This window comes from Polaribacter sp. Asnod1-A03 (assembly GCF_045063585.1).
Taxonomy (GTDB): domain Bacteria; phylum Bacteroidota; class Bacteroidia; order Flavobacteriales; family Flavobacteriaceae; genus Polaribacter.
In genome coordinates this window covers 1805256-1817361 of the sequence record NZ_JBEFOE010000009.1, presented here as the reverse complement: position 1 = coordinate 1817361, position 12106 = coordinate 1805256, and the positions used below count along the sequence as shown (strand labels likewise).

The 12106-nt window shown below is 26.6% G+C and carries 12 protein-coding genes; 6 read left to right on the top strand and 6 right to left on the bottom strand.

From position 1 onward, the window contains the following. Positions 1-4: 4 nt before the first annotated feature. Together ACJJVY_RS08410 and ACJJVY_RS08405 are read left to right on the top strand one after the other, a co-directional pair. Positions 5-1378, top strand: a complete 1374-nt coding sequence (locus ACJJVY_RS08410; protein WP_405606823.1) for a hypothetical protein — start codon at positions 5-7, stop codon at positions 1376-1378. 174 nt (positions 1379-1552) lie between these two features. Further along, positions 1553-2191, top strand: coding sequence for a peroxiredoxin (locus ACJJVY_RS08405; protein ID WP_405606821.1), 639 nt, complete (start codon positions 1553-1555; stop codon positions 2189-2191). 54 nt (positions 2192-2245) lie between these two features. Here the strand turns inward: ACJJVY_RS08405 and ACJJVY_RS08400 are convergent, their stop codons facing one another. Continuing rightward, positions 2246-2920, bottom strand: coding sequence for a rhomboid family intramembrane serine protease (locus ACJJVY_RS08400; RefSeq protein WP_405606819.1), 675 nt, complete (start codon positions 2918-2920; stop codon positions 2246-2248). A gap of 76 nt (positions 2921-2996) precedes the next feature. On the opposite strand from ACJJVY_RS08400, the gene ACJJVY_RS08395 reads away from it, so the two are divergent. Continuing rightward, the gene (locus tag ACJJVY_RS08395; protein WP_405606817.1) at positions 2997-4268 is read left to right on the top strand and encodes a replication-associated recombination protein A; all 1272 of its coding nucleotides are present in this window, start codon (positions 2997-2999) and stop codon (positions 4266-4268) included. On the opposite strand, the gene ACJJVY_RS08390 is transcribed toward ACJJVY_RS08395, so the two are convergent. The 4 genes from ACJJVY_RS08390 to ACJJVY_RS08375 form a co-directional block, all read right to left on the bottom strand. Next, on the bottom strand, positions 4265-5020 hold the full coding sequence (locus tag ACJJVY_RS08390) for a hypothetical protein (protein WP_405606815.1): 756 nt from the start codon (positions 5018-5020) through the stop codon (positions 4265-4267). The two genes, ACJJVY_RS08395 and ACJJVY_RS08390, sit on opposite strands and share 4 nt — an antisense overlap. 1 nt (position 5021) lies before the next feature. Next, positions 5022-6389: a DUF5723 family protein gene (locus ACJJVY_RS08385; protein WP_405606813.1), complete on the bottom strand. Its 1368-nt coding sequence runs from the start codon at positions 6387-6389 to the stop codon at positions 5022-5024. A gap of 1 nt (position 6390) precedes the next feature. Next, positions 6391-6936 carry a hypothetical protein gene (locus ACJJVY_RS08380; RefSeq protein WP_405606811.1) on the bottom strand — a complete coding sequence of 182 codons (546 nt, stop codon included), beginning with the start codon at positions 6934-6936 and terminating at the stop codon, positions 6391-6393. A gap of 64 nt (positions 6937-7000) precedes the next feature. Continuing rightward, positions 7001-7687 (bottom strand): YjjG family noncanonical pyrimidine nucleotidase, encoded by a 687-nt coding sequence (locus tag ACJJVY_RS08375; RefSeq protein ID WP_405606809.1) that lies wholly within the window; start codon positions 7685-7687, stop codon positions 7001-7003. 38 nt (positions 7688-7725) lie between these two features. Between ACJJVY_RS08375 and ACJJVY_RS08370 the strand changes: the two genes are divergently transcribed. The 3 genes from ACJJVY_RS08370 to ACJJVY_RS08360 are packed head-to-tail and all read left to right on the top strand — an operon-like array spanning position 7726 to position 11208. Then, positions 7726-9003 carry a lipopolysaccharide biosynthesis protein gene (locus ACJJVY_RS08370; protein WP_405606807.1) on the top strand — a complete coding sequence of 426 codons (1278 nt, stop codon included), beginning with the start codon at positions 7726-7728 and terminating at the stop codon, positions 9001-9003. Continuing rightward, positions 9004-10596: an asparagine synthase-related protein gene (locus ACJJVY_RS08365; RefSeq protein ID WP_405606805.1), complete on the top strand. Its 1593-nt coding sequence runs from the start codon at positions 9004-9006 to the stop codon at positions 10594-10596. It abuts the gene before it with no gap. Then, positions 10597-11208, top strand: a complete 612-nt coding sequence (locus ACJJVY_RS08360; RefSeq protein ID WP_405606803.1) for a hypothetical protein — start codon at positions 10597-10599, stop codon at positions 11206-11208. On the opposite strand, the gene ACJJVY_RS08355 is transcribed toward ACJJVY_RS08360, so the two are convergent. After that, on the bottom strand, positions 11198-12106 hold the full coding sequence (locus tag ACJJVY_RS08355; protein ID WP_405606801.1) for a hypothetical protein: 909 nt from the start codon (positions 12104-12106) through the stop codon (positions 11198-11200). The two genes, ACJJVY_RS08360 and ACJJVY_RS08355, sit on opposite strands and share 11 nt — an antisense overlap.

Sequence of the window (12106 nt, the reverse complement as noted above, 5' to 3'; positions counted from 1 at the left end):
AAAAATGAAAATAAATATAAAAAATATTATAGGATCATTTATGTTGGCTACTATGCTGTATTCTTGTGATACAACTGAAGATTCTGTTTACGAACCTGTAACATACGTATCTCCTTCCACATTTACAATAGTAGAAGAAGCGTCATTAGCAACAGACAATAGTTTTGTTGTAACATATTCTCCTACAGCTGTAGGTAAAGGTTATTATGCTGTTGTACCTACAGGTACAGCTGCACCTACTTCTACTGAAGTTCATTCTGGAAGTGGTTTTCAACAAGCAGGAAGTTTTGATGTAGATGGTTCTACTCCTATTGATATTAATATTGATAGTGATATTTTTGGAGATTATACATATGATGTATACGCCATTCATAAAAGTGAAGATAACTTTATTTCGGAAACAGTTACAAAATTATCTGTAACAACACCAGATACAGCAAACCCAAGCTTCTTAAGAGATTCTTCTTCTCCGGCATTTGCTTCTGGAGATATTAGCCCTTTTACACCGTTAACATTACAATTTGATGAACCTGTTTTTTACCAAGGTGGTAACTTAACATTTTCTGCTTATGATAACGGGTCTGGTCTTGGAAGAACAGTTGTTGTAAACGCTGGTACTTCTACTATTTCTACTAGTGGAACAACAATTACTATAGATACTCATGGAACTTTTCAGCAATCAGACTTTATAATTGTAACATGGGATGAAGGAACTTTTACAGATAAATCTGGTAAAAGTGTAGCTGCTTTAACAGGATTTGATTATTACTTTTCTACAAGAGCATTTTCTTTAGCAGAAACTGCTTATTTAATGCAAGGTACTTGGGATTATAGCACTGTATTCTATGGTGGTTTATCTGGTTATTATACTACTAATGCTGCTTATTTCTTACCTGATGTAGGTCAAATTGATTTAACCCTTGACCCTAGTGATCCTGAAGGTTTAACCTTATTAGGTATTAATATTTTTGCTCCTTTAGCTGATTATGGATACCCTAGAGCTCCAGAGTATTTAAAAATTAAAATTGGAGAAGCTGGAGAGTTACAGGTATTAGATGAAAACCAAACCTCTGGATTACCTTTTGTTGATGGAGATAACAATCTGATAGATGTTGAATGGGCTGCTTGGTCTTTCTTTGGGTCTTATTATCCAGGTTTCTACGACTTTGAAGCTGGTACAATTAACCACTGGTTACAAGTAGTTTCTGCCGATGATGGAACAGCTCAAGATGACTTAGACTATAATTATTCTAGAGTTGGTACTTTTGCTAAGAGTAATTCTAAAACTTATAAATCTTTAGAAAAGAAAAATAAATTATTAGAAGAAAAGAAAAATCAAAGCAACTCTAATCATTTAGATTTAAAGATTAAATTTTAATCTTTATTAAGATTTTTGCATAAAAAAACCACCTTTTAAAAGGTGGTTTTTTTATGCAAAAATATTTTTAGACAAATAAATATAATTTTTTAACATCAATTTGACTATTAAGATTCATTATTCAGTTTATAAAATTGTAATTTTAACCTAATTATTAATTTAAAAACATAAAAAATGAGCGTTATTAGATTAGGTGATATAGCACCAAACTTTACAGCACAGTCATCGAAAGGAGAAATTAATTTTCATGAATGGTTAGGAGATAGTTGGGGGATCTTATTTTCGCATCCTGCAGATTATACTCCGGTTTGTACAACCGAATTAGGTACCGTTGCTAAATATAAATCAGAATTTGATAAAAGAAATGTTAAAACTATTGCATTAAGTGTAGATGGACTTTCTTCTCATAAAGGTTGGATTAAAGATATTAACGAAACTCAGAATACTGAAGTTGATTTTCCTATAATTGCAGATGAAGATAAAAACGTATCAACTTTATATGATATGATTCATCCAAATGCAGATAATAATTTAACGGTTAGATCTGTGTTTATTATCGATCCAGACAAAAAAGTAAAATTAATTATTGTGTATCCTGCTTCTACAGGTAGAAATTTTGATGAATTGTTAAGAGTAATAGATTCTTTACAATTAACAGCTTATCATAAAGTTGCAACACCAGCAAATTGGAAAAGTGGAGATGATTGTGTAATTTCCCCAGCAGTAACAAATGAACAAATACCAGATATGTTTCCTAAAGGACATAAAGAAGTTAAACCTTACCTTAGGTTAACTCCACAACCAAATTTATAATCAATAAATAAAGGACACTTTTTAAAGTGTCCTTTATTTATATAAGCCTCTACACTACTCTTCTAAATTTTCTGACTCTTCTTCTAAAACAGGAGGATTAAAATTACCATGTTCATCAAAAAGTAAATCGAATTCTGTTTCTTTAAATTGATGCTCTTTTTTAATAATTCCTTTTTTTCTATATATAAAAGCAAAGAGTAAACCTGATAATAAACCTGATAAATGTCCTTCCCAAGACATTCCTTCTTTAATTGGTAATACATACCAAATCATACTTCCGTATAAAAATATTATGATTAAAGACAATGCAACTAATCTGTAATGCTTTTTTATAATTCCACTAAATAAAATAAAACTAAAAAGTAAATATACAATTCCGCTTGCTCCTATATGATAAGAGTCTCTTGCAATGCACCAGGTTAAAAAACCTGTAAGAAATCCGCCATAAAATAAAACTTTGTAAGCAACATTTTTATAAAAATAAAAAAGAGACAATAATAGCACAAATAAAGGAACTGAATTATTAAAGAGGTGACTTGTGTTACTATGTATAAAATGAGTTAAGAAAACACCTCTAAAACCCTCCAAAGTTCTTGGGTAAACTCCTAACTTGTTAAAATTAAAATCAAACTGAATTTCTAACCAATAAACAAACCAAATTGTAACAATATATACAACTGGTATTGTAAAAATTGATTTTGATATTTTTAGTTGATTATCATCGTTCATCAAATTAAAAATAACAAAAATAGAACCAAATACTATTTTTACAATTTCTGTCAGAAATCTTTATTATTTTTACTGAATGAATGAACCTTTGGCAGAAAGAATTAGACCTAAAACACTCGATGATTATATTAGTCAACAACATTTAGTTGGTAAAAATGGTGTTTTAACAAATTTGATAAAGCAAGGAATTATTCCTTCATTAATTTTATGGGGACCTCCAGGAATTGGTAAAACTACACTTGCCAATATTATTGCTACAGAATCTAACAGACCTTTTTATACTTTAAGCGCAATAAGTTCTGGAGTAAAAGATGTTAGAGAAGTTATAGAAAAAGCAAAAAAAAGTGGCGGTTTATTTACTACAAAAAACCCTATTTTATTTATAGACGAAATTCATCGATTTAGTAAATCTCAACAAGATTCTTTATTAGGCGCAGTAGAAAAAGGTTGGGTTACTTTAATTGGTGCTACAACAGAAAACCCAAGTTTTGAGGTAATACCTGCCTTACTTTCTAGATGTCAAGTATATATTTTAAATTCTTTTGATAAAAATGATTTAATTGCTCTTTTACATAGAGCTATTGAAAAAGATACTCTTTTATCAACAAAAAAAATACATTTAAAAGAAACCGATGCTTTATTACAAGTTTCTGGTGGTGATGCGAGAAAACTTTTAAATATTTTTGAATTATTAGTTTCTGCTGATGATGAAATAGAAATTACGAATGCATTAGTTTTAGAAAAGATTCAAAAAAACACCGTTAGGTATGACAAAACAGGAGAGCAACATTATGATATTATTTCTGCCTTTATAAAATCTATACGTGGTAGCGACCCTAATGGTGCTGTTTATTGGTTAGCAAGAATGATTGAAGGTGGTGAAGATGTAAAGTTTATTGCAAGAAGGTTGCTAATTTCTGCTTCTGAAGATATTGGTAACGCCAACCCAACTGCTTTAATATTAGCTACCAATACTTTTCAGGCAGTATCTGTAATTGGTAATCCTGAATCTAGAATTATATTGAGTCAATGTGCTGTTTATTTGGCAAATTCACCTAAAAGTAATGCCTCTTATTTAGCAATAGACAATGCTTTAAATTTGGTTAGAAATACTGGAGATTTATCTATTCCGTTGCATTTAAGAAATGCACCAACTAAATTAATGAAAGATTTAGAATATGGTAAAGATTACAAATATTCGCACGATTATCCTAATAATTTTGTAGAACAAGAATTTTTACCTGATGAAATTTCTGGAACAAAAATTTACGAACCAGGTAATAATTCTCGAGAAAATAATTTTAGAGAAACTCTAAGAAATAGATGGAAAACAAAGTATAAATATTAAAACTTAACTTGGTATTCTTTTTTTACTAATTTGTCGTTTTCATAAAATTCTGCATACCATTTATCTTCATTTTTATAAAGTGTTCCGTCTTTACCTTTTATAATAAAAACATTTTCTTTTCTTGTTTTTAATATCTCAAAGACAACTTCTGGTTTGCTATTTACTAATTGAAATCCGTTTCCTTTTGCTTGTGCATATAAAACCTCAATAGGTTTTTTAACAATTTTCTCTACCGTAACTTCTTTTTTAACTTTAGGAGCATTTACTTTATCAACCACCACATTGTCTTTTTTCTCCATCAAAATTGGCTCTGTAGAATTATAACTATAATTAAACCCTTCCATACTATCAAATGCTCTTCTAATAGCTTGATGATATCCTTTCTTAAAATCTTTTAATTTACTTTTACCTACTTCAGATTTGTATAAAACACTACCAAAGCAATTACTTATAACAATTACAGTCTTAACCGTAAACATATTAGATTCATCTTCTACAGAAGCTTCTAAAGCAGAACACTTTCCGCCTAATTTTAGCTCATTTGGTAATTCTTCATTACTTAAAAAAACATCAAACCCTTTTTTATTTAACAAAAACTTAGTTAATGAACTTGTTTGATATTGATCTGATTCTTTTAAAAAATCAAATTTATCTTTAACAATTATATACTTATAGTTACTAATATTTTCATCTTGACCATAAACGGTTATAGCTGCAAAGATTAACAAGCTAAATATTATCTTTTTTATCATTTTAATTAAATATTAAATTAAATCCTAACTGTAACGAAATATTATTTGAAGATGCAATATCGTTAAAATTTGCAATATTATCTACCATTCCATAAAAATTAACTTTTCCTATTTGTGCAGAAATCCCCGCTCCTATATTGTAAAAAGAGTACTCATCTATGGTATAAGTAAACTTTGTATGCAATTTATTTGAAAAAGATTTTTCATAAAAACCTGTTAAGGCAAGCTGGGGTCTTAAAGGTCTAAAAACTGCATTTAATTGAACACCTATAGCGTTAGAATAAAAATCTTTAAAAGTATAATCATAACAATACTTACTTCTTCTTTTACCAAAACTATATTTTAAAGACCCATTTAACTTGGTTGGCCTCCAAGATATGTAAGAATTTTGATCTTCATCATTAGGTACTTTTTCTTCAAAATCTTCTTCTAAATTATGCCAATAATCTATTGTTTGATTTGGATATAGAAACTCAATTCCCTCTAAAGTATAGTTACCATAAGCATAATAATTATTTATATTACTTCTATGTTTTATAAAACCTAAATCTACAATACTTCCTGTAAATTCTAATTGTTCTGATTGATGATATGTAAAACCAAAATCAAAACCAACACCTAGATTACTACCTGTAAGTGTGTTTTTTAAGTATGTAACAGGATCGTTTATAGTGTCATCATTTTCCTTTAAACCCGAAGATTTTATATTTACATTTAAATTACTTAAATAATGTGTATAAATATTATTTGTACCGTTTACTGTAGTAAGAGTTCCTGTATTATTAGATGATTCTGAATTAATAGTAGAAGAATAAATTTTAAACCTACCTCCTATTGTTAATTGTTTGTCTATTTTTTTTGTAACTCCAAAATGTAAAACACTTAAAACATCTGCTTTAAACATTAAATCATTGATTGAAAACTGACGATCTAAATACGCAGAATTACCTTCTGTAAGAAATATTGATGCATCTTTTGGAAAATAAGAAATCATATCTATTTCTTCGTAAATACCAAAACTAAAATAATACCTATCATTGTATCTATAACCACCACTAAACAGCTCTAATTGCATGTTAAATTTAAGGTGATCTTTACTATCTAACTTATCTAAAACGCTTTCTACTTTATCATTAAAATTTACACCATCATTAAGAAACAAATCTGATATAGAAAAACCAGAAGAACCAAACTCTGAAGAAAAACCAGATAATAGAGGAATTCCTACATGAAACCTATAGTTAGTTTCTGCACCTGGATTTAAAAGTAAAGTTTGTGGTAATTCTGCAAAACCATACAATATTTGTTTGTTTTGTGAATGTGAAATTGTTACAAATAAAATAAAAATTAAGGGGAAAATTCTTCTCATTTTAATCACCAGTTTCTACATAAATTTTTGATGCTGATTTAAACTCTAGCTCATCAGTATCATTAGAATTTAATAAAGCAGTAGGGCTATTCATCCTTATAGTAGTTCTTATCTGAGTTGTGTTTTTAATATTTGGTTGATTATTTATGATAATGTTTTCTTCATATTTATAATCTAGTTGATTACTAACTATCTCAAACTTATTTAAACTATAAGTAATATTATTTGATTCATCTAAAAAATCAAATTGAATTGAGAAATCTGTGTCAAATTCATTTTTAATTTCTACATAAAAAGTAGCTTCTATAATATTATCTTTAATATAATCATCCTGAAAACCTTCAAAGTCTGTTACATCTACTTTAACATGTTGTAAAACACCTGACTCATCAAAAAATTGATCTGATGAAAGCGTAAAGTAAATTAATGAATTGGTAATTTCTTGACTTGCTGTATAGTCTTCTATCTGTGTAAAATCTAAATCACCTACACAAGAAGTTATAGAAAACCAACAAAATAACAGGGGAATTATTTTTTTGATATACATTTTTTTTTATTAAAGAACTTTTTATTTTTTATGGTAATTGCATAAAAAATTGAGATTAGAAAACTCAAATATAGTGTTTTATTTCTAATAATGATGTTACAGAAACAAAGTCATTACTATCTATAGAGTTATTATCGAAACTAAAATGTATTGCATTCATACCAATATTTAAAGCTCCGTTTATATCTGCTTCTAAATTATCACCTATCATAATTGAGTTATTACTCTTTGCATTTGCAACTTCTAAAGCGTGTGTAAATACTTTTGGATTCGGTTTTTTAACACCTACAGATTCCGATGTAATAATTTTATCAAAATAATGATGAATATTAGAATTAATCATTTTTTTATTCTGTACTTCTTCAAAACCATTTGTAATAATATGTAATTTATATTTACCTTTTAAGTACTCTAGAAGTTCTATTGCTCCATCAAAAAGATAGTTAAAATCTGCCAAATGATCTATATATTGATCTGCAATTAAATCAATCATTTCATCAGAAATAATAAAATTAATTGCATCGAATGTATTCTTTAATCTACCATATCTTAATTCACTTTTTGTTACTTTATCTTTACTGTAAAGTTTCCAAAACTCAACATTTATAGGTTTATAAACATCTAAAAAAGAAGCCATATCTATATTTAAGTTATTAACCTCGAAAACTTTTTGAAAAGTTAAGTCAGAATTTTTTTCAAAATCCCACAAAGTATGGTCTAAATCAAAAAACACGTGTACTATCTGTTTCATTTCCTTTATATTTGAATACTTTATTTTAAGTAAGTAATATGCAACTATTTTCTTTTCTAAAAAAAGAGTTTGTTAAAAATGTTTTAACATTAATAACAGGTTCTGCCATAAGTCAAGTAATAGTTTATGCCTCTATTTTAATACTTACAAGGTTATTTTCTACAGAAGTTTTTGGCATTTACATGTTATTTACTTCAGCTACATTAATCTTAAAACCATTAGCTACTTTACAATATGAATTTGCTATTGTTTTACCAAAAAGAAATAAAGATGCAATTAATTTACTAGCTTTTTCAATTATTATTCTCTGTTTATTCTCTCTTTTATTATCGATTATAATTTATTTTTTTAAAGAAAATATTGCGTTTTTTTTTAATATTACAACACTAACAAATTTTATTTATTTACTACCAATTAGTGTTTTTTTATTTGGCAGCGTTACCATTTTTGATTTTTGGAACAACAGAAATAATTTATTTAAAAATATTTCTAAAGGTTTATTTATAAAATCTTGTGTAATGAGTTCTACACAAATTACCACTGGTTTTAGTTCATTACACTTAATAGGGTTAATACCAGGCATGCTTTTAGGTTATTTTTTTCAATTACTTTTTTTAATTATAATCTCTTTAAAATCATTACAACATATAACTAAACAAATCTCTTTTAAAAGGATGTTTTTTTTAGCTAAGAAATACAAAGACATTCCTATTTTTAACACCCTTATCAACTTAACAAACAACCTTTCTAATGAGTTGCCTGTTTTGTTAATTGCAAAATATTTTGGGTTAGGCCACTCTGGTATTTATGGTCTTGCATTAAAATTTACTAGAGCTCCTGTTAGTATTTTTCAAAACTCAATAAATCAAGTCTTTTTTAACAAAGCTACAAAAACGTATAATCTAGAAGGTAATTTACATTTGTTAGTATTAAAAACAGCTAAACATTTATTATTAATTAGTGTATTTATATTTATTCCGTTATTAGTAATATCTTTTTACTTAGATCTACTCTTCGGTCAAAATTGGAAAGATGTTGGTTTTTACTCTCGAATTTTACTTCCGTGGATATTTTGTGGTTTTTTAAGCAATCCTATAAGTTCATTAATTATTATACTAAACAAACAAAAGACCATGGTAATTTATGATACTTTATTATTAATATTTAGGTTTCTTGCCTTGTTTTTAGGATACTATTTTTATAAAAACATCGTTATTTCTTTAGCGTTCTTTTCTGTAATAGGAATGATTTTTAATATCTTAATGTTTAGCTACCTTTTAAAAATATCTAAGAAAAAGAAAATTGCATACACATAAATGAAAATTACATTAAATCATTCTAAAGGCTTTAAATGGCATACTAATAATACACTTTATTTTAAAGGATATTTTTATGTTGATGCAGTTTTTTTCGAGGAAGAAGATGCTTTTAATTATCTCTTAAAAATTAAGCATTCTAAAGAATTTAAAACAATTTTAAATTCTTTAGATGGTGTTTTTACTTTTATCATTATCATAGAAGAATCTTATTATATTGTTTCTGATCTTACTCGGTCTTTCCCTATTTTTTATACGTTTCAAAATAACGAACTTTTTATAAGTGATGATATTTATTATTTAAAAAACACCTTTAAAATTAATAATTTTGATCCCTTGTCAGAAATAGAGTTTATAACCTCTAATCATACACATGGAAAAAAAACATTATTAAAAAATGTATATCAAGTACAAGCAAGTGAATATTTAATTGTTAAAAAAGAGATTATAATTCATCGTAATTTTTTCTATTCCTATGCTATTAAAAAAGAAAAACCTGGTAGTTATTCCGTTTTAAAAAGCAAGGCTATTATTGCTTTCGAAAATTCTTTTAACCGGTTTATAAACTCTCTAAACAACAAAACGGCAGTTGTACCTTTAAGTGGTGGTTTTGATTCTAGATTAATTGCTGTAATGCTAAAAAAGCACCACTACAAAGATGTGATTTGTTATACATATGGTAGAAAAGATAGTTTTGAAATTGAGAACTCAAAAAAAACAGCAGAAACTTTAGGTTTTAAATGGTTTTTTATTGAATATAAACCACAATTAATTGAGGGGTTTTTAGAAACAAATGAGTTTAAAAAATACGTCCATTTTTCTGGAAAACTCTCATCTATGCCTAATTTACAAGAGTATTTTGCCATAAAATTTTTAAGTGAAAACCAATTAATCCCAAAAGATTCAATACTTATCCCAGGTTATGCTGGTGATATTTTAGGAGGAAGTGAATTTGCAAACAAAATTCCTGTAAATTTAGAAAGCAAACAAATTGCTTCTCTTATTTTAAATAAAAAACTAACAAATAAAGTACATTCTAAAAAAAACAAAAAGACTTTGAAAAAAGAAATTGAAAAAAACTTACTTTTTTTTGATTCAAATTTTAGTAAAAAAATACCCGAAACTGTTTATGAAGATTACAATATAAAAGAACGAATTGCTAAATATATTTTTAATTCTGCTAATTTTTATACTTTTTTTAATTATGAATTTAGGTTCCCTTTTTGGGACCAACAATTATTAGACTTCTTTAAAACAACACCAATCAAATACAAAAAAACAAAAATGCTTTTTGACGATGTTTTAATCCATGAATATTTTAAACCTTATCAAGTTTATTTTGAAACAGAATTACAACCATCAAAAAAAACTATTTATACTCAAAAAATAAAAAATAAGATAAAACCCTTTTTACCTACTTTTATAAAACAAAAAATATTACAAAAAAATGATTGGAACAACTACAAACCATTAATAGATGAAATAACAAAAAAACTAAATACCAAAGGATTAAAAATATCAAAATCATCAAAAGATTATAACGAAATAATTACGCAATGGTATATTTATTACTCTAAAAACATGACACCTTAAATGTTTAAAAAATTAGATTTTTTCTTTTTCGGATGGATTATAAACTTTTTCTATTCAGAATATTACAGGCCAAAATATAACTACCAACGTTATTATATTTTATTTTTTCATTACTTAATTCCTCAAAAATTATTTAGACTAAATCCTAAAGTAAAATGGCCTGTTCATTTTACATCTAAAGTACATGCACCAGAAAAAATTAAAAAAGGGATTTTATGCGATCCTGGTGATAATATTAACAATTATATACAAGCTAATAACGGTATTGTTTTTGGGAATAATATAGAATTAGCACCCGGAGTTTCTATTATTTCTTCTAATCATAATACTGATAATTTAACCAAACACATTAACGCAAACCCTATAACTATTGGTAATAATGTTTGGATTGGCGCTAATACAACAATTCTACCAGAAGTAAACATTGGTAATAATGTAATTATTGGTGCAAATTCTGTAGTTGTAAAAGACATACCTTCTAATTCTGTTGCAGTTGGCAATCCTTGTAAAGTAATTAAACAAAAAGAAAAATATAAAGAGAATTTTAATAAGATTATTTTTAATAAAAAACCTCCAAAAAAATATGACTCTTTTATTAATACTACTTCTTAAACAACCTCAACAAAAAAGGTAATTTATTGTATTTTATTTGATGATAATTAAGCGTGTTAGCACCAAAACTTAAAAAGTACTTTGCAATAGATTCCATAGAAGATCCACCGAAATTAAAAACAGAAAAATTCTTTTCGTACTTATAAATTGCTCTATCAATTAAAAATGTATTTGCACCATTTTTTCTGTCTTTAAAATCTGTTGATGACACTAAAATAGTAACTATTTTTTTATGTTTTAAAAAGAATCCAGAAGCTACAATTTTGCCTTCTTTATTATAAATAGACATTATCTCTCCTACTCTTTTATCAATACAAGTTTCAATTAACTTTAATAAAACATCGTAATCTTTATCAATAATATATGGAGTTCTTTTACCTACATTATTTTTAAATAGTGTAATTAAAGTTGATGGTTTATCATTCCACCTTTCTACTAAATCTAACTTTTTTGCTTTTGTTAAGTCTTTTCTTCTATCTTTTCTGTAATTTTTAAACACAGAGTTATAATCTTCAGTTAAAGGTAAAACTTGCATTTTTTTAGACAAAGAATATTTTTCAAGGTTTTCAACTTTTATATCAGTATTTAAAGGTGTTTCTATAAATCGAAAATTGTCTTTTAAATAGTAAAAAAATGGTTGAATATCAGTTTTTTCTTCTACTGAAAAAACACCTAATTCTAATAACCAAAAAGGAGGATAAATATATTTAATTCCAAACTTTTTACGCCATATAATTGGCATTACAGCTGCATAATCATTTAACACTAAAACATCCCAATTATCTGCAACAATATCTAAATACCAAGAAAAAGCATAAACTCTAGATTCTAAGGAATTCTGAATACAGTTGTCATATTTAAAAAGATCTAAATTTTTTCTTTTTTTATATTGAATCAT